Here is a 21,874-nt window from a genome sequence, read left to right as displayed (position 1 = left end):
CTGATGCTGCAAATTTCACATCTTGCTGCCAGCTACGGTGGAAAATCGGCGCTGGAGGATATCAACCTGACGCTCGATAGCGGTGAACTGCTGGTAGTACTCGGACCTTCCGGTTGCGGGAAAACCACGTTGTTAAATCTGATTGCCGGGTTTGTGCCGTATCAGCATGGCAGCATTACGTTGGCGGGTAAAAAAGTTGAAGGTCCAGGCGCTGAGCGCGGGGTTGTGTTCCAAAACGAAGGACTGCTGCCCTGGCGCAACGTGCAGGATAACGTAGCCTTCGGGCTGCAACTGGCGGGGATGGAGAAGTCCCGACGCCAACGAATCGCTAAGGAGATGTTGCAGAAAGTCGGGCTGGAGGACGCGGGAAAACGCTTTATCTGGCAACTTTCCGGTGGGCAGCGTCAGCGCGTCGGCATTGCGCGGGCTCTGGCGGCCAACCCGCAGCTATTGCTGCTGGATGAACCCTTTGGCGCGCTCGACGCTTTTACCCGCGAGCAGATGCAAACCCTGTTGCTGAAGCTGTGGTATGAGACCGGCAAACAGGTGCTGCTGATTACCCACGATATCGAAGAAGCCGTGTTTATGGCGACGGAGCTGGTATTGCTGTCGCCGGGCCCAGGCCGGGTGCTGGAGCGTCTGCCGCTGAATTTCGCCCGTCGCTTTGTGGCCGGAGAGTCGAGCCGCAGCATTAAGTCCGACCCGCAGTTTATCGCCATGCGCGAGTATGTGTTAGGTCGGGTCTTTGAACAACGGGAGGCATTCTCATGAGCGTGGTGATTAATGATAAACCCCGCCGCCAGCGCGCACTCAACTGGCGCTGGCCGTTCTCGCGGCAGATTACCTTAAGCCTCGGTACGCTGGCCGTCATTCTGGCGGTGTGGTGGACGGTGGCGGCGCTGCAGTTAATCAGTCCGCTGTTTTTACCCCCACCGTGGCAGGTTTTGCAAAAATTGCTCGTCATTGCCGGTCCGCAGGGATTTATGGATGCCACGCTGTGGCAGCATCTGGCGGCGAGTCTGACGCGTATTGTTATCGCGCTGCTGGCGGCGGTGCTGCTAGGCGTTCCGGTTGGGATCGCGATGGGGCTGAGCCCGACGATGCGCGGCATTCTCGATCCGATCATTGAGCTGTATCGTCCGGTTCCGCCCCTGGCCTATCTCCCGCTGATGGTCATTTGGTTTGGCATCGGTGAAACCTCCAAGATCTTGCTGATCTATCTGGCGATTTTCGCCCCTGTAGCGATGTCGGCGCTGGCGGGAGTGAAAAGCGCGCAGCAGGTGAGAGTGCGCGCCGCGCAGTCGCTGGGGGCCAGCCGTAAGCAGGTGCTGTGGTTTGTTATTTTGCCGGGGGCATTACCGGAGATCCTCACCGGGTTACGTATCGGACTTGGCGTGGGCTGGTCGACGCTGGTGGCAGCAGAGCTGATTGCCGCCACGCGAGGCTTAGGATTTATGGTGCAGTCTGCCGGTGAGTTTCTGGCAACGGATGTGGTGCTGGCGGGGATCGCGGTGATTGCCGTTATCGCGTTTATTTTAGAACTGGGTCTGCGCGCGCTTCAGCGCCGCCTGACGCCCTGGCATGGAGAATTACAATGAGTGAACGTCTGAGCATAACCCCGCTGGGACCGTACATTGGCGCACAAATCAGCGGCGCGGATTTAACGCGTCCGCTGAGCGATAATCAGTTTGAACAGCTTTATCACGCGGTATTGCGCCACCAGGTGGTGTTCCTGCGTGAGCAGGTGATTACGCCGCAACAGCAGCGCGCACTGGCGTTGCGTTTCGGAGATCTGCATATTCACCCGGTCTATCCGCATGCCGAAGGGGTAGAAGAGATTATCGTACTGGATACTCATAACGACAATCCGCCGGATAATGACAACTGGCACACCGATGTCACCTTTATTGACACGCCGCCTGCCGGGGCGATTCTGGCTGCAAAAGAGCTGCCATCGACCGGGGGAGACACCCTGTGGACCAGTGGGATTGCCGCTTATGATGCGTTGTCTGAGCCGTTTCGCCAGTTGCTGAGCGGCCTGCGGGCAGAACATGATTTTCGTAAATCATTTCAGGAATATAAATACCGCAAGACGCCAGAGGAGCATCAGCGCTGGCTGGAAGCGGTGGCGAAGCATCCGCCCCTGTTGCATCCGGTGGTGCGTACGCATCCGGTGAGCGGGAAGCAGGCGCTATTCGTGAATGAAGGATTTACCACGCGAATTGTCGATGTCACGGAAAAAGAGAGCGAGGCGTTACTGAGTTTTTTATTCGCGCATATCACTAAACCGGAGTTTCAGGTGCGCTGGCGTTGGCAGCCCAACGATGTGGCGATTTGGGATAATCGCGTGACGCAGCATTATGCGAATGCGGATTATCTGCCACAGAGGCGCATTATGCACCGGGCGACAATTTTGGGAGACAAGCCGTTTTATCGGGCGGGATGATTGCCGGCGGCGATTGACTTACCGGGCCTACGATCTGTAGGCCGGATAAAGCGAAACCGCCATCCGGCAACAATGTGATTAGCGCAGGATTTTTTTCTCAGCCAGATCCAGTGCGAAGTAGCTGAAGATCAGATCCGCGCCAGCGCGTTTGATCGAGCCTAAGCTTTCCAGCACCACTTTCTCTTCATCTATAGCACCCGCCATCGCCGCGAATTTGATCATCGCGTATTCACCGCTGACCTGATAAGCGCCAATCGGCAGCTCGGTGCGCTCGCGGATATCGCGCAGAATATCGAGGTAGGCGCCAGCCGGTTTGACCATCAGGCAGTCTGCACCCTGGGCTTCATCCAGCAGCGATTCGCGGATCGCTTCCCGACGGTTCATCGGGTTCATTTGATAGGTTTTACGATCGCCTTTCAGCGCGGTGCCTGCGGCTTCACGGAACGGGCCGTAGAAAGAAGAGGCAAATTTGGTGGAGTAGGACATGATCGCGGTATCGGTGAAGCCCGCGGCGTCCAGCGCCTGGCGAATAGCCTGCACCTGGCCGTCCATTGCGGCGGAAGGGGCGATGAAATCTGCGCCCGCTGCGGCGGCAACGACTGCCTGTTTGCCGAGGTTAGCCAGGGTTAAATCGTTATCAACGCCGTGCTCGCATAACACGCCGCAGTGACCGTGCGAGGTGTATTCACAGAAGCAGGTGTCGGACATGACGATCATTTCCGGTATGGTCTGCTTACAGATACGCGACATGCGCGCCACCAGACCGTCTTCTTTCCAGGCATCGCTGCCGGTGTCATCGGTGTGATGAGAAATGCCGAAGGTCATGACCGAGCGGATGCCTGCATTAGCAATGCGTTCAATCTCGCGCGCCAGGTGCTTCTCCGGAATGCGCATCACGCCGGGCATGGCGTCAATAGCTTTGTAATCGTCGAGTTCTTCTTCAACAAAGATCGGCAACACCAGGTCATTTAAGCTCAGTGTTGTCTCTTCAAACATAGCGCGCAGCGCAGGTGATTTGCGCAGGCGGCGAGGGCGTTGGATTAGGTCTGTCATGGTATGCCTGATGTTTGTGGAATCGAAGGCCGTAGTATACCCGAACCTGAGGGCGGGTGGTTTACGAAAGTTGGCGTTATATCTGGATTTTACGTGGTGCAAGGCTGAATCATTAGAGCAATTTATTCACATGCATGGCAATTTATTCATATTCATTATTTTGTTTGTTTTTGTTTTTATTATTTTAAATATCGATGTATTTATTTATTTAGCGCGGAATATAACTCTCGACTATTTATTTTTTATTTATTTGAATATTGGGTGAATCATTTGATAATTATATGTATTAGAAGGTGTGTGTTTTGTATCTCATTGAAAGTTATTGTGTTTTTGTTGACTCCTTTTGGCTGGCGTAATTCATGATGTTGTCCGGTTTCGGACAGCGGACAAAGAATAATTGAACCTTTCCGTTGTGAAACCGCATAATCGGTCCTGCGAAACATAAAATGTTTTCTTTGCATTGATAATTGATGGATCAACTATATTACGTCCCTGAGGAGGGATGACAAATGCACACTTGGAAAAAGAAACTTGTAGTCTCACAATTAGCATTAGCCTGCACTTTGGCAATCACTTCTCAGGCGAATGCTTCTACTTACGATACCTGGACCTACTACGATAATCCAACTACGGCCCTTAACTGGGACAATATGGATGCAGCTGGAACTGTAGATGGTAACTACGTTAATTACAGTGGCTTTGTTTACAACAACAATGCTAACGGTGATTTTGATCAGTCCTTTAATGGCGATACCGTTAATGGCACGATTTCTACCTACTACCTGAATCATGATTACGCTGATGGTGCAACTAATCAGCTGAATATCAGTAATTCTGTTATTCATGGTTCAATCACATCAATGTTGCCACGTGGTTACTACGATCGTTTTGATGCTGATGGCAATAGGCTTGGTGGATATGTATTCAACAATACCACAGCTGTTGATGGTAACTGGTATGATGGCGATATATTCACTCTGAATATTGCTAACTCCACCATCGATGATGACTATGAAGCGCTGTATTTCACAGACTCCTATTTATCTGGTGATGTTACTAAATACACCAATGAAACGTTTGATGTCAGTGAAGGTGTTGCGGTTAATCTTGATGTTGAAAGCAATATCAACATTTCCAACAACTCTCGTGTTGCTGGTATCGCCCTGTCTCAAGGGAATACTTACAACAACACTTACACGACAGAATCCCATACCTGGGATAACAACATCAATGTTTATGATTCTACAGTAACTTCTGGTTCAAATTACATTCTGGAATCGAACTCCGCGTTCTTTGGTAATTCTGGTGAGCCAAGTGACTATACTGGTCCAGGTGATGTAGCATTGTCTTTCACTGACGGTTCTTCCGACTATGCAATGAAGAACAATGTGTATTTCAGTAATTCAACCCTGATGGGTGATGTCGCATTTACCAGCACCTGGAATGCTAATTTTGATACCATTGGCCATGATTCCAATGGTGATGGTGTGGCGGATACCAACCTTGGTTGGGCTGATGACAGCCTGAACGTCGATGAACTGAATCTGACTCTGGATAATGGTAGTAAGTGGGTTGGCCAGGCTACTATCGATGCTCAAGCCATCGCACCAGCAAACATGTTTGATGTTGCTACCAACAGCCTGACTCCAGGTGGTGTAATAGAAGCCAATGGTTGGGGACGTGTTGTTGACAATAAAGTATTCCAGAGTGGTGTGTTTAACGTAGCGTTAAACAACGGTTCAGAATGGGATACGACAGGGGAATCTCTGATTGATACCCTGACCGTTAACAATGGTTCTCAGGTTAATGTAACTGATTCCTATTTAGTATCCGATACAATTGGTTTGACCAATGGTTCTTCAATGAATATCGGTGAAGATGGGACTGTTGCAACTGATCATCTGACCATTGACAGTTACAGTACTGTAGCACTGACTGATGATGTAACTCGCAATTATGATTCGTCTCTGTATGCTAACACCATCACTGTCACTAACGGCGGTGTGTTGGATGTAAATGTTGATCAGTTTGATACTGAAGTTTTCAACACTGATAAACTGGAACTGACCAGCGGCAATTATGCTGATAATAGCAACCACGTGGTTTCCGGTGTATTCAACATTCACAGCAGCGATTATGTTCTGAATGCCGATCTGGTGAACGACCGTACCTGGGATACCACTCAGGCTAACTACGGTTACGGTACTATCGCAATGAACTCCGATGGTCACCTGACTATCAATGGTAACGGCGATATCAACAACGGTGACGAACTGGATAACAGCTCTGTTGACAACGTTGTTGCCGCAACCGGTAACTACAAGGTTCGCATCGATAACGCGACTGGTGCGGGTTCTGTTGCGGATTACAAAGGTAACGAGCTGATCTACGTTAACGACACGAACAGCAACGCGACCTTCTCTGCAGCTAACAAAGCTGACCTCGGCGCTTACACCTATCAGGCTCAGCAGCAGGGTAACACCGTTGTTCTGCAGCAGATGGAACTGACCGACTACGCGAACATGGCGCTGAGCATCCCATCTGCCAACACCAATATCTGGAACCTGGAACAAGACACCGTTGGTACTCGTCTGACTAACGCGCGTCATGGTCTGGTTGATAACGGCGGCGCATGGGTGAGCTACTTCGGTGGTAGCTTCGATGCAGATAACGGCACCATTAACTACGATCAGGACGTTAACGGCATCATGGTCGGTGTTGACTCCAAAATTGATGGTAACAACGCTAAGTGGATTGTCGGTGCCGCAGCAGGCTTCGCGAAAGGTGATATGAGCGACCGTACCGGTCAGGTGGATCAGGACAGCCAGACTGCCTACATCTACTCTTCTGCACATTTCGCCAACAACATCTTTGTTGACGGTAACTTGAGCTACTCTCACTTCAACAACGATCTGTCTGCCAACATGAGCAACGGTCAGTATGTTGATGGCAGCACCTCTTCTGATGCCTGGGGCTTTGGCTTGAAACTGGGTTATGACCTGAAGCTGGGTGATGCAGGTTACGTAACGCCTTACGGTAGCGTATCCGGTCTGTTCCAGTCTGGTGATGACTATAAGCTGAGCAACGACATGAAAGTTGACGGTCAGTCTTATGACAGCATGCGTTATGAACTCGGTGTAGATGCAGGTTATACCTTCGCCTACAGCGACGACCAGGCGCTGACCCCGTACTTCAAACTGGCCTACGTTTACGACGACTCTAACAACGATTCTGATGTAAACGGTGACTCTATCGACAACGGCGTAGAAGGTTCTGCAGTACGTGTTGGACTGGGTACTCAGTTCAGCTTCACCAAGAACTTCAGCGCCTACACTGATGCTAATTACCTCGGTGGCGGTGATGTCGATCAAGACTGGTCTGCAAACGTTGGTGTTAAATATACCTGGTAAGTACTTTCTCACTGAGAAATATAAGGTAATTTAATTCAGAATAATGCCCGTCACGGATTTGACGGGCATTTATTGCAAGGAATGCGCTCATGCTATCTACAAATAAACCTCTTCTTGAATTTGGTAAGCTTGATAAATGTTTGGCAAAATATGGCAAACACTTTGAGTGTGATAACGATAAAGAAATAATATATTCCAGTGATATAAATAGCGACGATACTTTTGTTATTTTAAGTGGTGTAGTTTCCCTGCGTAGAGGGGAAAACGTACTGGTCGGGATTGCACAGGCGCCTTTTATTATGGGCCTTTCCGATGGCGTGATGAAAACAGATGTACAATACAGATTAATGACCGAAAGTAATTGTACGGGATACCACCTACCTGCTTCGCAAACGATAAATATAATTGAACAATGCCAGCTTTGGCGGGAAGCCTTTTGCTGGTTAGCCTGGCAAAACTCCATCCTTGAATTGCGCGATCTGCAGCTGATCGGCAATAACTCCTACGATCAGATCCGCGCGACGCTGATATCCATGACGAAATGGGACGATGTGCTGCGTTCACGTATCGGCGTCATGAACTATATTCACCAACGCACTCGCATTTCACGCTCAGTTGTTGCTGAGGTTCTCGCGGCACTGCGTAAAGGTGGTTACATTGAAATGAATAAAGGCAAACTGGTAGGCATTAACCGTTTGCCTTTTGAGTATTGAATCAGGATGCGGGAATAACCTGTGGTTTGTTCCCGCTCAACTCTGCAACCAGATCGTTGATACCGTCGCTCATATTGGTAAAACGGGTTAGCGGAGAACGGGTCACCACGATAAACGCCCCGACGTTTTGCTGCGGGATCATCGCCATATAGGTAATGAATCCGCCGCCGCCACCGGTTTTTTGAATAATGCCTGGTCGCCCATTCTTCGGCGCCATATAGACCCAGCCCAAACCTAGCGCATCGGCTTTGCCCGGCACATCCATCCCTATCACTTTGGTTAGCTGCGTACGCTGATAAATCAGCGTCTGCATACGGTCAGCCTGCTGGCTACGATGGTAAAAATCAGAAGAGAGATACTGCTGCATCCAGCGCATCATATCGCCAGGCGTTGAATAGACGCCGCCACTGCCCATCGCTGCCAGCGTATTGTTACAGGGGCTGGCGCCCTTTTCCGCGACCATCAGGCGTTTGCACTGATCGGGGGACGGGGTGAAGGTGGTGTCTTTCATCCCCAGCGGACGGGTGATTTTTTCTTCAAACAGCTGCGGATAAGGCTTACCGGACGCGGCTCCCAGCGCATCAGCCAGCAGGTCAAACGCCAGGTTGGAATAAGAAGCCTGCGAGCCTGGTGCAGCTTTAAGCGTGGCGGTTGAGAGATAGCTCCAGCGCTGTTCGCGGGTTGGCCAGACAAACACCGGGCGCTTGGCCGCGCCGCCAGGCTGTTCGCGTGGCAGCGCGCTGGTATGCGTTGCCAGATTCACCAGCGTAATCGGCGTGCCCTGATAAGTCGGCACGCGCGCGCCAGGTGGCGCATATTTACTCAAAGGATCGTTGAGTTTAACCGTACCCTGATCGAGTAATTTTACCAGCATTTCGCTGGTCATTAATTTAGTGATTGAGGCAATTCGAATTACGGAATCCAGCTGCGGATGTACGTTATTGCCGGGGCGTGTTTCGCCGAAACTGCGAAATACGCGCTGATTACCATCAATCACCACCAGTGCCATCCCCGTAGCACCACTGCCGTAAAATATATGGTCGGCATAGCGATCGACGATATCAGAGGCGAAGACCGGATCGGTTATAGGCTGTGCCGCCTGGACAGATGTCAATGACGCCGCACACAGCGCGGCAGAAAAAAGCAGACTACGTTTCAACGGTGGTGTCCATGAGTTAGAGAAAGTGAAAAAGGATGTCGTGCGTATGCGTATTTATACTACTCATCGGCGTATTGCAAAGCGCTTATCAGCCAATGATAGTGTGAAAAACGTAACGATGAGTAAACGCGAGCGTTTCCCCGATTATGGATGTTCGCTTTTGTGATCTCACGCTGTGATAATCTGCACTTGCTGGAACGTTGTCGAGTGTGAAAACCACAGAAACAATTCTTCATAACCCAGGTGCGAACTAAGCGCTGCGGTTCTGGTCACACTTGTCGGTTTCAGCTTGTGTTTTTGGGCGTAAGCCGTCTTGCCCCGCACTCCACGGTGGCAAATACACAGCAGTCGTCATAACGATAAGAAGTTAGCAGGAGAGCATTATGTTTAAGTCTTTTTTCCCAAAGCCGGGGCCGTTCTTTATTTCGGCATTTATTTGGGCACTGGTCGCTGTTGTATTCTGGCAAGCAGGTGGGGGAGCCTGGGTTGCACACATTACCGGCGCGTCGGGAGACGTACCGATTAGTGCGGCCCGTTTCTGGTCGCTGGATTACCTGATTTTTTATGCGTACTACACTCTTTGCGTTGGAGTGTTCGCGCTGTTCTGGTTTCTCTACAGCCCGCACCGCTGGCAGTACTGGTCCATACTCGGCACGTCGCTGATTATTTTCGTGACCTGGTTTCTGGTTGAAGTTGGCGTTGCCGTCAACGCCTGGTATGCGCCATTTTATGATTTGATTCAATCCGCGCTCAGCGCACCGCATAAGGTGAAGATTGAGCAGTTCTATCATGAAGTGGGCATCTTTCTTGGCATCGCGCTGATTGCCGTGGTCATCGGCGTGATGAACAACTTCTTTGTTAGCCACTATGTGTTCCGCTGGCGTACAGCAATGAACGAACATTATATGGCGCACTGGCAGCATCTGCGCCATATCGAAGGTGCGGCGCAGCGTGTGCAGGAAGACACCATGCGTTTTGCCTCCACGCTGGAAGATATGGGGGTCAGCTTTATCAATGCGATTATGACGCTGATCGCCTTCTTACCTGTACTGGTTACACTCTCTGCCCATGTTCCGGACCTGCCGATTGTTGGGCATGTTCCTTATGGCCTGGTGATTGCCGCAATTGTCTGGTCGCTGATGGGAACCGGCTTGCTGGCGGTCGTTGGGATCAAACTTCCGGGACTGGAGTTTAAAAACCAGCGTGTGGAAGCGGCCTACCGTAAAGAACTGGTATACGGCGAAGATGACGCTAATCGTGCGACACCGCCGACGGTGCGTGAGCTGTTTCATGCGGTGCGCCAGAACTACTTCCGCCTCTATTTTCACTATATGTACTTCAATATCGCCCGTATTCTTTACCTGCAGGTTGATAACGTTTTCGGCTTGTTCCTGCTGTTTCCGTCGATTGTTGCCGGTACGATTACGCTCGGCCTGATGACGCAAATCACCAACGTGTTTGGCCAGGTGCGCGGTTCGTTCCAGTATCTGATTAACTCCTGGACAACGTTAGTGGAACTGATGTCTATTTATAAGCGTCTGCGCAGCTTTGAACGAGAGCTTGATGGTCAGGATATTCAGGAAGTTACCCATACGCTTAGTTAATAAGGAGATGTTATGTCGACGGTTTCCCGTCTTTACCCCTTGTCTGGTCTTGCTGCACTGGTGCTGGTGGGATGTAGTAGCCAACCCGCGCAGCCGCTAAAAAAAGGGGAGAAAGCCGTCGATGTGGCGAGCGTGGTGCGCCAGAAAATGCCCGCCAGCGTAAAAGACCGGGACGCGTGGGCGCAGGATTTGGCGAAGACCTTTGAAAGCCAGAAGCTGGCGCCGACGGTTGAAAATATCTGTTCGGTGCTGGCGGTCGCGCAACAGGAGTCAAATTACCAGGCGGATCCAGCCGTGCCGAACTTAAGTAAAATCGCCTGGAAAGAGATCGATCGTCGTGCCGAGCGTATGCACATCCCGCTATTTGTGGTGCATACCGCGCTGAAGATTAACTCGCCAACGGGGAAAAGCTACAGCGAGCGCCTGGATACGGTGAAGACGGAAAAACAGCTTAGCGCGATATTTGATGATTTTATCAACATGGTACCGATGGGGCAGACGTTATTTGGTTCGCTTAATCCGGTGCATACCGGTGGGCCGATGCAGGTCAGCATCGCCTTTGCTGAGCAGCATGCCAGCGGCTACCCGTGGAAAATGGCGGGAACCGTGCGCCAGGAAGTATTTAGCCGCCGCGGTGGGCTGTGGTTCGGTACGTATCATCTGCTTAACTACCCGGCGAATTACAGTGCGCCAATTTTCCGCTTCGCCGATTTCAATGCCGGGTGGTATGCCAGCCGCAATGCAGCTTTCCAGAATGCGGTCAGTAAAGCCAGCGGCGTGAAGCTGGCGATGGACGGTGATTTAATTCTCTATGGCAGCAGCGAGCCGGGCAAAACGGAGCTGGCGGTACGTAAACTGGCCGGGAAGCTGGACATGAGCGAGAGTGAGATCCGCCGTCAGCTGCAAAAAGGCGACAGCCTGGCCTTTGAAGAGACCGCGCTGTACGAGAAAGTCTATAAGCTGGCGGAAGCGAAGGCCGGGAAAACGCTTCCCCGTGAAATGCTGCCTGGCATTCAACTTGAAAGCCCGAAGATCACACGTAATCTGACTACCGCGTGGTTTGCTAAACGCGTGGACGATCGTCGGGCGAAATGTATGGGTCAGTCATCGTTATGATGACGGCGGCGCCAGCGCACGAATGCCGCGATGGCGCCAAGAATCAGGCTTCCGGCGAGAAAAGGGACCAGTCCAAAAAGGGTTCCGACACCCAGGCCGATTTCAACTCGCGGGCGCCCTGTCTCTTGCATTTGCAACTGCATCAACTGCTCATAGATGCCGGGAGCGTGGGCCAACAGATTTAAAATCTGCGCGCCCGCCCAGAAGCAAAACAGCACAAAAACGGCATACGCAATATTGCCGGGCAGGGAGGAGGTATCCCGATGCTTGCCCTTAAAAAGGGATTTAGAGAGCGTAAAATCAGCCATAAAGACCTCCGGAAATAACCTGCTTTTTTGACGTATTGCCTGGAACTGACAGTGAGTCTGACAGGTGATCGGCAATGTCAATATCAGAATGATGGTAATTTCAGGTAGAGATTATTCCTGGATTTCGGTTTTTTGCTGATCGTCACAATTACGCAACCTTAAGTGAAATTAATTTACATTTCAGAAATTCCGCACAGGCCACAGACGTGTATGAGGAAATGTGCGAGGATGCGTTGTCATGTTGTATATCCACCGGAGCCGTTATGAACCTGCCTGTTAAAATCCGCCGAGACTGGCACTATTATGCCTTCGCTATTGGGCTTATCTTTATTCTCAACGGCGTGGTGGGCTTACTCGGTTTTGAAGCGCAGGGGTGGCAAACCTATGCGGTAGGGCTGGTCACTTGGGTGATTAGCTTTTGGCTGGCCGGATTAATTATCCGTCGCCGCGTGGAAGATGAAGAAGAAGCAAAGGATGCCCAATAGAGGTCTATCAGGCATCCTGGCGGGATTACATACTGGTTTTCAGCGCGCTATCCGCCGCATGGCGTTCCAGCGCCAGTTCGATCAGGCGAGTGATCAAATCGGTATAGCCTAAGCCGCTCGCCTGCCACAGTTTTGGATACATGCTGATGTTGGTAAAGCCAGGCAGCGTGTTGATCTCATTGATCACAACCTCGTTCTCTGCGGTTAAGAACACGTCCACGCGCGCCATGCCGGCGCAGCCCAGCGTTTGATAGGCCTGAATAGCAATATCACGGATCTTATCGTTAATTTCTGGTGCGATCGCTGCCGGAACCACCACTTTGGCACCGTTATCGTCAATGTATTTGGTGTCGTAAGCGTAAAAATCACTGTTCAGCACGATCTCGCCACAGGTACTGGCCTGCGGATGATCGTTGCCCAGCACCGCGCATTCGATCTCGCGACCTTTGATCCCTTGCTCCACCACGACTTTATGATCAAATTCAAATGCCAGCACGACGGCCTGTTCATATTGCGCTTCGCTGGTCACTTTGCTGACGCCAACGGACGATCCCTGATTGGCTGGTTTCACAAACAGCGGTAAACCGAGGCGAGATTCGACTTCGGCAAAGCTGATGCTGTTGCGATTGGCGCGAGTGAGCGTAATAAATGGCGCGATGTTTAATCCGGCATCGCGCAACAGACGTTTGGTCACGTCTTTATCCATACAGGCCGCAGACCCCAGGACATCAGAACCGACGAACGGCAGATTCGCCACCCGCAGCATGCCCTGCAGAGAGCCATCTTCACCCAGCGTGCCGTGAACGATCGGGAAAATAACATCAACCGTTGGCAGCGGCTGACCGTTTTGCGCATCGATCAACTGGTGCGCTTGTTTACCCGGTACCTGAGCCAGGCTGGTCGCGGAAGGACGCAGCGCTATATGCGCCGGATCGTCTGAATTAAGCAGATAGTTACTGGCATCGCTGACGTGCCATTGCCCTTGTTTATCAATACCTAACAGCACAACGTCAAAGCGAGTCTTGTCGATGGCATCGACAATATTTTTTGCCGATTGCAATGACACTTCATGTTCCGCTGATTTACCACCAAATACGATTCCTACCCGCAACTTTGCCATCTTAAAAACCCATTCCATGAATGCAAAGCACATACATTACCACGACAAAACGCAGGTTTCCTCGGCTTCTGGCAGATTGTTTTGCTGGGCCACAAGGGAATAGATAAGCGCAAACGTGCGTTTCGCCTGTGAAGCATAATTCCCTGCTAGTATTGTGGGTTTGATGTGAGGCGTATCACAAATACGATGAGCGGGAAGATAAAATCCTGAACTGTGATTTATCGCACCTGTGAACCCTTATTTGGCTAAGTAATTTGTTAAGCTGCTCGCAGTTTTCAGCTGCTTATCGTTATGAGTCCCTATGGAATCCTGGAGAGTAAACCTTATTTCCGTATGGTTCGGTTGCTTTTTCACCGGCCTGGCAATTAGCCAAATCCTGCCTTTTTTACCGCTTTATATCTCCCAACTGGGGGTGACCTCGCATGAAGCGCTCTCAATGTGGTCCGGCTTAACGTTTAGCGTCACCTTTCTGATTTCAGCCATTGTCTCTCCGATGTGGGGCAGTTTAGCCGACCGTAAAGGACGCAAGCTGATGCTGCTACGGGCCTCTTTGGGTATGGCGATTGCGATTTTACTGCAGGCCTTTGCGACAAACGTCTGGCAGCTTTTTCTGCTGCGTGGGGTGATGGGGTTAACGTCAGGCTATATTCCCAATGCGATGGCGCTGGTCGCCTCACAGGTTCCGCGTGAACGTAGCGGGTGGGCGCTGAGTACGCTCTCAACGGCGCAAATTAGCGGCGTCATTGGCGGGCCGCTGATGGGGGGATTTATTGCTGACCACGTTGGCTTACGGGCTGTATTCTGTATTACCGCAGCCTTGCTGGTCGTGAGCTTCCTGGTCACGCTGTTCTTAATCAAAGAGGGCGTGCGTCCGACAATCAAAAAAAGCGAGCGTCTGAGCGGAAAGGCCGTGTTTGCCTCGCTGCCTTATCCGGCGCTGGTGATCAGCCTGTTTTTTACGACGATGGTGATCCAACTGTGTAACGGCTCAATTGGGCCAATTCTGGCGCTGTTTATTAAATCGATGGTCCCAGACAGTTCGAATATTGCCTTTCTCAGCGGACTGATTGCGTCGGTTCCGGGCATCTCGGCGCTGATTTCAGCCCCCCGACTCGGTAAATTAGGCGACCGTATTGGGACCGAGCGGATTTTAATGGCGACCTTAATCTTCGCGGTGGTGCTGTTTTTCGCCATGTCGTGGGTTACCACGCCGTTGCAACTGGGAATTTTGCGTTTTCTGCTCGGCTTTGCCGACGGCGCGATGTTGCCTGCGGTGCAGACGCTGCTGGTGAAATACTCCAGCGACCAGATAACCGGGCGCATTTTTGGTTATAACCAGTCATTTATGTACCTCGGCAACGTCGCCGGGCCATTAATGGGGGCGACGGTTTCAGCAATGGCAGGCTTTCGCTGGGTGTTTATTGCCACCGCGAGCATTGTGCTTATCAATATCTGGCAACTGGCTATCGCGCTGCGACGTCGGCGCCGCGCATGCTGAATTGCTGATTAACAACGCTGCCCGTCAGCGTTGTTAATCCATAAATGTGCATTATATATCTGTGTGATTATTAATCCCCTTACCCTTTTATATTGAATAATTCTGCGCTACGACTCTTTTCCCCTTATTTTGTGTTGTGATTGTTTTCGCAAAACGTTTTATTACTTATAAAAATACAACTTTCATCCTCTAGGCAGTTGTGAGTCTTAATGATAACGTGGCCTATATTTTGTTAAGGGAATACGCAAATGAAAAATCTCGTCACTGAGTTGTTACTTAAGCTCGCCCAAAAAGAAGAAGAGTCGCAAGACCTTGCGGCGCAGGTTGAAACGCTGGAGCAGGTAATCATCGAAATGCTGCGCAATATGACGTGGAGCGATCGGCAAATACTCATTCGCCAAATCGAGGATGCCCTGGCTGGAGCTGGCCGTATGCCTGCGTTTCTGGCGAACGTACATAACGCTGGCGAGAGCGTGCCAAAAGCGTTTTGAGTAATCTGTGGCGTTCCATCCACAAATTATCATAAAAGTGTCACATCAAATACTTATAGTCGCTTTGTTTTAATTTTACCGTATTTATACATGGAGAAAATAAAGTGAAACAAAGCGCACTCGCTATTGCCCTGATACCTTTGCTGTTTACCCCAATTATTAATGCAGAAACTTCTACCGTAGCGGTTATGGATAATCGTGCCGCTCAGGGTGATATCACCACGCCGGGCGGCGCCCGTCGATTGTCAGCCGATCAAACTGCGGCTCTGCGCGAATCTCTGAACGATAAACCTGCCAAAAATATTATTTTACTGATTGGCGATGGTATGGGGGACTCAGAAATTACTGCAGCGCGAAATTATGCCGAAGGCGCGGGCGGCTTTTTTAAAGGTATTGATGCTTTACCATTGACCGGACAATACACGCACTATGCGCTGGATAAAAAAACGGGTAAACCCGATTATGTGACGGATTCTGCGGCATCCGCAACGGCGTGGACCACCGGCGTGAAAACCTATAACGGTGCTCTGGGCGTTGATATACATGAAAAAGATCACGCTACAATTCTTGAAATGGCAAAAGCGGCGGGTCTGGCGACAGGCAACGTTTCTACCGCTGAATTGCAGGATGCTACCCCGGCGGCGCTGGTTGCTCATGTGACCTCGCGTAAGTGCTATGGTCCCGACGTGACCCGTGAAAAATGCCCAACCAATGCGCTGGAAAAAGGCGGCAAAGGATCCATCACCGAACAATTACTGAATGCCCGGGCTGACGTTACGCTGGGCGGCGGGGCCAAAACGTTTGCGGAAACCGCTGCGGCAGGCGAGTGGCAGGGTAAAACGTTGCGTGAACAAGCCCTTGCCCGCGGTTATCAGATGGTGAGCGATGCCGCGACGCTGGCAGCGATTACCGAAGCTAATCAGGATAAACCGTTGCTGGGTCTGTTCTCTGACGGCAATATGCCGGTACGCTGGGAAGGGCCGAAAGCGTCTTATCACGGCAATCTGGATAAACCGGTAGTGACCTGTACCCCCAATCCAAAGCGTGACGACAGCGTGCCAACGCTGGCGCAGATGACGGATAAAGCGATTGAGCTGTTAAGCAAAAATGAGAAAGGTTTCTTCCTGCAAGTGGAAGGGGCGTCAATCGATAAACAGGACCACGCCGCCAACCCGTGCGGACAGATTGGCGAAACGGTCGATCTGGATGAAGCGGTACAGCGCGCGCTTGCTTTTGCGAAGAAAGATGGCAATACCCTGGTGGTAGTAACCGCTGACCACGCGCATGCCAGCCAGATAGTCGCGCCGGATACTAAAGCGCCAGGCCTGACCCAGGCGCTGAACACCAAAGATGGCGCGGTCATGGTTATCAGCTACGGCAACTCTGAAGAGGAATCCCAGGAGCATACCGGCAGCCAGCTGCGAATTGCAGCCTATGGCCCGCACGCGGCGAATGTGGTTGGTCTGACCGATCAAACCGACCTGTTTTACACCATGAAAGCGGCGTTAGGACTGAAATAACCCGACGCCCGGCGGCAATACTTTTGCCGCCGGGTGGTATTTTTATCGTTAGCAGCCAAACTTACCTGTGTGTCGTCGTTCAGAAAAGGATGGTGCTATGAAAATTACATTATTAATGACGTTGCTTTTTGGTCTTATTTTTTTAACTACCGTCGGTGCTGCCGAGAAGACATTAACCCCGCAACAACAACGTATGACCACCTGCAATCAGCAGGCAACGGCGCAGACCTTAAAAGGGGACGCGCGTAAGACATATATGAGTGATTGCCTGAAAAACAGTAAATCTGCGCCTGAGGAAAAGAGCCTGACGCCGCAGCAGCAGAAAATGCGTGAATGCAACGTCAAGGCGACGGAGCAGTCTCTGAAAGGTGATGATCGTAATAAATTTATGAGCGCTTGCCTGAAAAAATCTGCGTAGCACTTACGGGTGAGCAGGTAAAATCGCTCACCCGAAATATCATACTTCCGCCGCCAGACCCCTTCCTATAATTTGGGAAATTTGTTTCAGAATATTCCCAAATACGATGAATGATGAAAACTTTTATCAAAAGAAGGTCGTCCCGAATGAAGCGTTTTTATCGCTCCATCAGAATGACCACCAGCGTTCCGGTCTGCGATTCGCCCGACGGATCAGGCTGCCGCGAGCGGTGGGATTGGGGGGAATGTTTTTCCCTATCGCGTCGGTACTCGTTGCTCAGCCCATTACCGGTGGCTGGTGGCTGTTACTGGTGGGATGGGCGTTTGTCTGGCCGCACCTGGCCTGGCAGTGGGCAAGCAAAGCTGACGATCCTCTGCATAGCGAATTTACCAACTTAAAAGCCGATGCCATTCTCGCCGGTATGTGGATAGGAATTATGGGGGTGAACCTGTTGCCATCCACGGCGCTGCTGATGATTACCTGCATCAACCTGATGGGCGCAGGAGGGATGCGAATTTTCATCGCAGGTGCCGTTTTGATGGTGGTTTCATGCCTGGTGACGTTACAGTTAACTGATATCTCTGTCGCGTTCAGCAGTACTCAACTTAGCGTGCTATTGACGCTGCCGGTGCTGGTGATTTATCCGCTGCTGTTTGCCTGGGTCAGCTACCAGACGGTCATCAAACTGGCGGAACATAAACGCCGCTTACAGGTGATGAGTACGCGAGATGGCATGACCGGGGTGTACAACCGCCGCCATTGGGAACTGTTGCTGCGTAATGAATTTGATAATTGCCGTCGCTATCAGCGTGACGCCACGTTACTGATTATCGATATTGACCATTTCAAGAGCATTAATGATACCTGGGGTCATGACGTTGGGGACCAGGCGATTGTCGCGCTGACCCGCCAGTTGCAGATGACCTTACGAGGTAGCGATGTGATTGGGCGCTTTGGCGGAGATGAGTTTGCGGTGATTATGTGCGGCACGCCAGCAACCAGCGCGATTGCGGCGATGTCTCGTGTTCACGAACGACTTAGCCAACTGCGTTTATCCTGCGCGCCGCAGGTTGCTCTGCGTATCAGCGTGGGCGTTGCGCCGCTGACCTCAGAAACCGAGCATTACCGAGAATGGTTAAAGTCGGCGGATATGGCGCTCTACAAAGCAAAGAATTCCGGACGTAACCGCACTGAAGCTGCGGCCTGACGTCCGGCGGTGTTAACTCAGGAGCGGCTGAGTTTTTCCGACTGTTCCATGCACTTAATCATCGCTTCAATCACTGATGAACGGAAACCGCGTTCTTCCAGGACGCGTACCGCTTCAATGGTGGTTCCGCCAGGCGAGCACACCATATCCTTCAGTTCTCCGGGATGTTTACCCGTATCCAGCACCATCTTCGCCGAACCCATAACCGCTTGCGCCGCGAATTTATAAGCCTGCGCGCGAGGCATGCCGCCCTGCACGGCGGCGTCCGCCATCGCTTCGATAAACATAAAGACATATGCCGGTGCTGAACCGCTAACGCCAACGACCGGATGAATCATTGCCTCCGCAATGACTTCAGCTTCGCCAAAACAACGGAAGATATTCAGCACGTCGGCCGTATCTTCCGGTGTGACTAAGGCGTTCGGCGTGACGGAAGTCATTCCGGCGTTCACCAGTGACGGCGTGTTTGGCATTGCGCGAATGATTTTTCGGTCATGGCCCAGCGCGCGGGCGAGCTGGTCAAGGGTGACGCCAGCAGCAATCGAGACGACCAGGGAGTCTTTGTTCAGGCTGGAGGTAATTTCGCTCAGCACCTTAATCATAATGCCTGGTTTTACGGCGCCAAAAACGATGTCGGCGATTTGCGCGACTTCTTGCGCAGACTGCGCCGCATTAATACCGTACTGGTCGTGCAAGGCAGCGACCTTATCGGGGGAGGGGGTGTAGACCCAGATTTGTCCCGGGAGAACCTGGCCGCTGGCGATCATGCCGCCAAGAATTGCTTTGCCCATATTACCGCAGCCGATAAAACCAATTTTTTTGTCCATCTTGTCACTCCCTATGCGTGATATTCATTGTTTTACCTGGGAAAGCTAAGCTTAGCGCGGAATGAATATGTGCAGAAGGAGAAACAGCACTTTGCCTGAAAGTAAAAGCACGAGACAATGTGCGACTGCATATCAGTGGGGAGAGGTTATGACAATATGGGTGGACGCCGATGCGTGTCCGAATGTGATAAAAGATATTTTGTACCGCGCTGCAGAGCGCATGCAGATGCCGCTTATTTTGGTCGCAAACCAAAGCTTGCGCGTTCCTGCTTCGCGTTTTATCCGTACACTACGCGTTCCCGCCGGGTTTGACGTGGCGGACAATGAGATTGTGCGCCAGTGTAGCGCCGGTGATTTAGTGATAACGGCAGATATCCCGCTGGCGGCTGAAGTGATTGAAAAAGGTGCAGCGGCGCTTAACCCGCGCGGGGAGCGTTATACCGTAGCCACGATCCGTGAGCGTCTGATGATGCGTGATTTTATGGATACGCTGCGCGCCAGCGGTATTCAGACCGGAGGGCCGGACAGCCTTTCACCGCGTGACAGGCAGCATTTTGCGGCTGAGCTTGATAAGTGGTGGCTGGAAGTACAGCGTAGAAAATAAAATGTGTAATTTATTATTTACACTTTATTCATTGTGAATTCTTGTTATAGTAGGGATTAATAGATATCGCCACTCCATCTGTAATTTTTTCTTTACATTTTGGCGGTGTACTAGTTTGATGATATGATTATATCTTTAACCGCATCAGATCCCGCTCGTTCGCGGCTCTCTGGGGAATTTCTGTAATGACGCAACCTCTTTTTCTTGTTGGCCCCCGGGGGTGTGGTAAGACAACTACCGGTATGGCGCTGGCGAAGGCTATCGATTTCCAGTTTGTTGATACCGATCGCTGGTTGCAATCGCACGTGCAGATGACCGTGGCGGAGATCGTCGAAAGAGAAGGATGGGAAGGGTTTCGTGCCCAGGAGACGACCGCTCTGCAGGCCGTCACAGCCCCGGCAACGGTTGTTGCGACCGGTGGCGGTATCATACTTACCGAATTTAATCGTCATTACATGCGCAGCCACGGCGTGGTTATCTATTTAAGCGCACCGGTATCAGTACTGGTCGATCGTCTGGAGGCTACGCCTGAAGAGGGGTTGCGCCCAACTTTAACCGGTAAGCCGTTGACTGAAGAGGTGCAGGAAGTGCTCGCCCAGCGCGATGTTCTGTATCGTGAGGCTGCGCACTATATCGTTGATGCCACCAATCCGCCTTCACAGGTGGTGGAAGACATTCTTGGAATACTGGCGCAGGCAGCGCCACGGTTGCAGGGCGGTGTCTATACTTAATGTTCATCCAGTGAAAAGGAAGAACTATGCCGACAAAACCACCTTACCCACGTCAAGCGACGATTGTTACGGTTGAAAAAGGGACGCCAGGCCAGACGGTAACCTGGTATCAGCTTCGAGCCGATCACCCTAAACCGAATTCTTTGATCAGTGAGCATCCTTCTGCGCAGGAAGCTATGGATGCCAAAAAGCGCTACGAAGACCCCGACAAAGCCTGATCTTAATCACCGCCCTGGCACGATTCTGAAAAGTGCCAGTACGGGCGTGCATCACATTTTTTTAAATTTCGCCGTATACAGTAAAAATTGAAAATTAAACAATAACAATCCAGTACTGGAATTATTTGGAATCTTTACACAAGACACCGCCGATCTGCTGCTACGCTTTTGAGCATTTGTAGCGCAGGTCAGCGCCCGGCACATGTCCGGGATTTCACAGCAAAGTAAGAAGACGGTGGAGCAACAAATGAGTACGTCGTTGGCTATCCTCACGATTGGCGTTGTGCCGATGTGTGAGGTGTTACCGCTCCTGACGGAATATATCGATGAACAGCACATCACTCACCACAGTCTGCTGGGACAGATGCGGCGAGAGGATGTGATGGCTGAGTACGGCGTTTCGCCCGGTGACGAGCATTTATTAACGCTGCTCAGCGACCACCAACTCGCGCATGTCTCACGCCAGAAGGTAGAACGCTCGCTGCAAAGTATCGTGGAGGTGCTGGATAACCAGGGCTTTGACGTGATCCTGCTGATGAGTACCGCCTCAATCGCTCGCCTGACCGCCCGCAACAGCATTTTGCTGGAACCGTTACGGATTATCCCACCGCTGGTGGCCTCGATTGTCGATGGGCATCAGGTCGGGGTTATTGTTCCCGTCACTGAATTGCTTAAAGCCCAGGCGCAAAAATGGCAGGTGCTACAAACCCCACCAGTGTATGCCGTGGCGAATCCGATCCACGGTAGCGAACAACAATTGATTGATGCCGGGAAAGAACTGCTGGAGCAAGGTGCGGATGTCATCATGCTGGACTGCCTGGGGTTCAATCAACGCCATCGCGATTTACTGCAAAAATCGCTGGATGTCCCGGTTCTTCTGTCCAATGTGCTGATTGCCCGGCTGGCTTCGGAGCTGCTGACGTAATTTTGCGTGACAGGTGGAACG

The 21,874-nt window shown here is 51.4% G+C and carries 22 protein-coding genes; 17 read left to right on the top strand and 5 right to left on the bottom strand.

Annotated features, from left to right (window positions below; translation table 11 throughout):
• Positions 1-3 precede the first annotated feature (3 nt).
• Genes tauB through tauD form a run of 3 tightly spaced genes read left to right on the top strand, consistent with a single transcriptional unit; the run spans position 4 to position 2,446 of the window.
• Complete coding sequence (gene tauB / locus OGV80_RS20295) at positions 4-771, top strand: taurine ABC transporter ATP-binding subunit (protein WP_286515618.1); 768 nt, start codon at positions 4-6, stop codon at positions 769-771.
• Positions 768-1,598: a taurine ABC transporter permease TauC gene (gene tauC / locus OGV80_RS20290; RefSeq protein WP_286515616.1), complete on the top strand. Its 831-nt coding sequence runs from the start codon at positions 768-770 to the stop codon at positions 1,596-1,598. Before tauB ends, tauC begins: the two co-directional genes overlap by 4 nt.
• Positions 1,595-2,446, top strand: coding sequence for a taurine dioxygenase (tauD, locus tag OGV80_RS20285; protein WP_003830940.1), 852 nt, complete (start codon positions 1,595-1,597; stop codon positions 2,444-2,446). The genes tauC and tauD overlap by 4 nt, the downstream gene beginning before the upstream one ends.
• Before the next feature lie 78 nt (positions 2,447-2,524).
• On the opposite strand, the gene hemB is transcribed toward tauD, so the two are convergent.
• The gene (gene hemB / locus OGV80_RS20280) at positions 2,525-3,499 is read right to left on the bottom strand and encodes a porphobilinogen synthase (protein ID WP_286515613.1); all 975 of its coding nucleotides are present in this window, start codon (positions 3,497-3,499) and stop codon (positions 2,525-2,527) included.
• Between the two features lie 509 nt (positions 3,500-4,008).
• Between hemB and OGV80_RS20275 the strand changes: the two genes are divergently transcribed.
• Positions 4,009-6,909 carry an autotransporter YaiT-related protein gene (locus OGV80_RS20275; RefSeq protein ID WP_286515611.1) on the top strand — a complete coding sequence of 967 codons (2,901 nt, stop codon included), beginning with the start codon at positions 4,009-4,011 and terminating at the stop codon, positions 6,907-6,909.
• 89 nt (positions 6,910-6,998) lie between these two features.
• Positions 6,999-7,622, top strand: a complete 624-nt coding sequence (gene iprA, locus OGV80_RS20270; RefSeq protein ID WP_043015357.1) for a hydrogen peroxide resistance inhibitor IprA — start codon at positions 6,999-7,001, stop codon at positions 7,620-7,622.
• A 1-nt stretch (position 7,623) separates the two neighbouring features.
• On the opposite strand, the gene ampH is transcribed toward iprA, so the two are convergent.
• Complete coding sequence (gene ampH / locus OGV80_RS20265; protein ID WP_043015358.1) at positions 7,624-8,781, bottom strand: D-alanyl-D-alanine-carboxypeptidase/endopeptidase AmpH; 1,158 nt, start codon at positions 8,779-8,781, stop codon at positions 7,624-7,626.
• A 383-nt stretch (positions 8,782-9,164) separates the two neighbouring features.
• Here ampH and sbmA point away from each other — a divergent pair, with 383 nt between their 5' ends.
• Together sbmA and OGV80_RS20255 are read left to right on the top strand one after the other, a co-directional pair.
• Positions 9,165-10,385 carry a peptide antibiotic transporter SbmA gene (gene sbmA / locus OGV80_RS20260; protein WP_043015359.1) on the top strand — a complete coding sequence of 407 codons (1,221 nt, stop codon included), beginning with the start codon at positions 9,165-9,167 and terminating at the stop codon, positions 10,383-10,385.
• Between the two features lie 12 nt (positions 10,386-10,397).
• Positions 10,398-11,501 carry a DUF1615 domain-containing protein gene (locus OGV80_RS20255; protein ID WP_003847631.1) on the top strand — a complete coding sequence of 368 codons (1,104 nt, stop codon included), beginning with the start codon at positions 10,398-10,400 and terminating at the stop codon, positions 11,499-11,501.
• Here the strand turns inward: OGV80_RS20255 and OGV80_RS20250 are convergent.
• Positions 11,486-11,809 carry a DUF2755 family protein gene (locus tag OGV80_RS20250; protein WP_043015360.1) on the bottom strand — a complete coding sequence of 108 codons (324 nt, stop codon included), beginning with the start codon at positions 11,807-11,809 and terminating at the stop codon, positions 11,486-11,488. The genes OGV80_RS20255 and OGV80_RS20250 overlap by 16 nt on opposite strands.
• 263 nt (positions 11,810-12,072) lie before the next feature.
• Between OGV80_RS20250 and OGV80_RS20245 the strand changes: the two genes are divergently transcribed.
• Positions 12,073-12,294, top strand: a complete 222-nt coding sequence (locus OGV80_RS20245; protein WP_019076140.1) for a DUF2754 domain-containing protein — start codon at positions 12,073-12,075, stop codon at positions 12,292-12,294.
• A 25-nt stretch (positions 12,295-12,319) separates the two neighbouring features.
• Here OGV80_RS20245 and ddlA read toward each other — a convergent pair whose 3' ends face one another.
• Positions 12,320-13,414, bottom strand: a complete 1,095-nt coding sequence (gene ddlA, locus OGV80_RS20240) for a D-alanine--D-alanine ligase (RefSeq protein WP_286515607.1) — start codon at positions 13,412-13,414, stop codon at positions 12,320-12,322.
• A 301-nt stretch (positions 13,415-13,715) separates the two neighbouring features.
• On the opposite strand from ddlA, the gene OGV80_RS20235 reads away from it, so the two are divergent.
• The 5 genes from OGV80_RS20235 to adrA all read left to right on the top strand — a co-directional run bounded on the left by OGV80_RS20235 (position 13,716) and on the right by adrA (position 18,548).
• Positions 13,716-14,912: a multidrug efflux MFS transporter gene (locus tag OGV80_RS20235; RefSeq protein ID WP_080625640.1), complete on the top strand. Its 1,197-nt coding sequence runs from the start codon at positions 13,716-13,718 to the stop codon at positions 14,910-14,912.
• A gap of 248 nt (positions 14,913-15,160) precedes the next feature.
• The gene (locus OGV80_RS20230) at positions 15,161-15,403 is read left to right on the top strand and encodes a sigma-S stabilization anti-adapter protein IraP (protein WP_043015362.1); all 243 of its coding nucleotides are present in this window, start codon (positions 15,161-15,163) and stop codon (positions 15,401-15,403) included.
• Between the two features lie 104 nt (positions 15,404-15,507).
• On the top strand, positions 15,508-16,923 hold the full coding sequence (gene phoA, locus OGV80_RS20225) for an alkaline phosphatase (RefSeq protein ID WP_075145082.1): 1,416 nt from the start codon (positions 15,508-15,510) through the stop codon (positions 16,921-16,923).
• 97 nt (positions 16,924-17,020) lie between these two features.
• Positions 17,021-17,341 carry a phosphate starvation-inducible protein PsiF gene (gene psiF, locus OGV80_RS20220; RefSeq protein ID WP_003830956.1) on the top strand — a complete coding sequence of 107 codons (321 nt, stop codon included), beginning with the start codon at positions 17,021-17,023 and terminating at the stop codon, positions 17,339-17,341.
• A gap of 91 nt (positions 17,342-17,432) precedes the next feature.
• Complete coding sequence (adrA, locus tag OGV80_RS20215) at positions 17,433-18,548, top strand: diguanylate cyclase AdrA (protein ID WP_101706147.1); 1,116 nt, start codon at positions 17,433-17,435, stop codon at positions 18,546-18,548.
• 17 nt (positions 18,549-18,565) lie between these two features.
• Here adrA and proC read toward each other — a convergent pair whose 3' ends face one another.
• The gene (proC, locus tag OGV80_RS20210; protein WP_016152005.1) at positions 18,566-19,375 is read right to left on the bottom strand and encodes a pyrroline-5-carboxylate reductase; all 810 of its coding nucleotides are present in this window, start codon (positions 19,373-19,375) and stop codon (positions 18,566-18,568) included.
• Positions 19,376-19,523: 148 nt separating this feature from the next.
• Here proC and OGV80_RS20205 point away from each other — a divergent pair, with 148 nt between their 5' ends.
• From OGV80_RS20205 to OGV80_RS20190, 4 genes are all read left to right on the top strand, one after another.
• Positions 19,524-19,979, top strand: a complete 456-nt coding sequence (locus tag OGV80_RS20205; protein ID WP_043015365.1) for a YaiI/YqxD family protein — start codon at positions 19,524-19,526, stop codon at positions 19,977-19,979.
• Between the two features lie 185 nt (positions 19,980-20,164).
• Positions 20,165-20,710, top strand: coding sequence for a shikimate kinase AroL (gene aroL, locus OGV80_RS20200; protein WP_008783910.1), 546 nt, complete (start codon positions 20,165-20,167; stop codon positions 20,708-20,710).
• A 26-nt stretch (positions 20,711-20,736) separates the two neighbouring features.
• Positions 20,737-20,928, top strand: coding sequence for a protein YaiA (yaiA, locus tag OGV80_RS20195; protein WP_043015366.1), 192 nt, complete (start codon positions 20,737-20,739; stop codon positions 20,926-20,928).
• Positions 20,929-21,175: 247 nt separating this feature from the next.
• Positions 21,176-21,853, top strand: coding sequence for an AroM family protein (locus tag OGV80_RS20190; RefSeq protein ID WP_043015367.1), 678 nt, complete (start codon positions 21,176-21,178; stop codon positions 21,851-21,853).
• Positions 21,854-21,874 lie beyond the last annotated feature (21 nt).

This window comes from Citrobacter sp. Ce119, assembly GCF_030334525.1.
Lineage (GTDB): Bacteria > Pseudomonadota > Gammaproteobacteria > Enterobacterales > Enterobacteriaceae > Citrobacter > Citrobacter europaeus.
The sequence above is the reverse complement of the archived record's forward strand: the minus strand, read 5'-3'. Positions and strand labels throughout refer to the sequence as shown.

What these genes read in the sequence shown, in the direction of transcription:
- tauB (WP_286515618.1), top strand. Translation starts at nt 4, where the DNA reads ATGCTGCAAATTTCACATCTTGCTGCCAGCTACGGTGGAAAATCGGCG.
- tauC (WP_286515616.1), top strand. Translation starts at nt 768, where the DNA reads ATGAGCGTGGTGATTAATGATAAACCCCGCCGCCAGCGCGCACTCAAC.
- tauD (WP_003830940.1), top strand. Translation starts at nt 1,595, where the DNA reads ATGAGTGAACGTCTGAGCATAACCCCGCTGGGACCGTACATTGGCGCA.
- hemB (WP_286515613.1), bottom strand. Translation starts at nt 3,499, where the DNA reads ATGACAGACCTAATCCAACGCCCTCGCCGCCTGCGCAAATCACCTGCG.
- OGV80_RS20275 (WP_286515611.1), top strand. Translation starts at nt 4,009, where the DNA reads ATGCACACTTGGAAAAAGAAACTTGTAGTCTCACAATTAGCATTAGCC.
- iprA (WP_043015357.1), top strand. Translation starts at nt 6,999, where the DNA reads ATGCTATCTACAAATAAACCTCTTCTTGAATTTGGTAAGCTTGATAAA.
- sbmA (WP_043015359.1), top strand. Translation starts at nt 9,165, where the DNA reads ATGTTTAAGTCTTTTTTCCCAAAGCCGGGGCCGTTCTTTATTTCGGCA.
- OGV80_RS20255 (WP_003847631.1), top strand. Translation starts at nt 10,398, where the DNA reads ATGTCGACGGTTTCCCGTCTTTACCCCTTGTCTGGTCTTGCTGCACTG.
- OGV80_RS20250 (WP_043015360.1), bottom strand. Translation starts at nt 11,809, where the DNA reads ATGGCTGATTTTACGCTCTCTAAATCCCTTTTTAAGGGCAAGCATCGG.
- OGV80_RS20245 (WP_019076140.1), top strand. Translation starts at nt 12,073, where the DNA reads ATGAACCTGCCTGTTAAAATCCGCCGAGACTGGCACTATTATGCCTTC.
- ddlA (WP_286515607.1), bottom strand. Translation starts at nt 13,414, where the DNA reads ATGGCAAAGTTGCGGGTAGGAATCGTATTTGGTGGTAAATCAGCGGAA.
- OGV80_RS20235 (WP_080625640.1), top strand. Translation starts at nt 13,716, where the DNA reads ATGGAATCCTGGAGAGTAAACCTTATTTCCGTATGGTTCGGTTGCTTT.
- OGV80_RS20230 (WP_043015362.1), top strand. Translation starts at nt 15,161, where the DNA reads ATGAAAAATCTCGTCACTGAGTTGTTACTTAAGCTCGCCCAAAAAGAA.
- psiF (WP_003830956.1), top strand. Translation starts at nt 17,021, where the DNA reads ATGAAAATTACATTATTAATGACGTTGCTTTTTGGTCTTATTTTTTTA.
- proC (WP_016152005.1), bottom strand. Translation starts at nt 19,375, where the DNA reads ATGGACAAAAAAATTGGTTTTATCGGCTGCGGTAATATGGGCAAAGCA.
- OGV80_RS20205 (WP_043015365.1), top strand. Translation starts at nt 19,524, where the DNA reads ATGACAATATGGGTGGACGCCGATGCGTGTCCGAATGTGATAAAAGAT.
- aroL (WP_008783910.1), top strand. Translation starts at nt 20,165, where the DNA reads ATGACGCAACCTCTTTTTCTTGTTGGCCCCCGGGGGTGTGGTAAGACA.
- yaiA (WP_043015366.1), top strand. Translation starts at nt 20,737, where the DNA reads ATGCCGACAAAACCACCTTACCCACGTCAAGCGACGATTGTTACGGTT.
- OGV80_RS20190 (WP_043015367.1), top strand. Translation starts at nt 21,176, where the DNA reads ATGAGTACGTCGTTGGCTATCCTCACGATTGGCGTTGTGCCGATGTGT.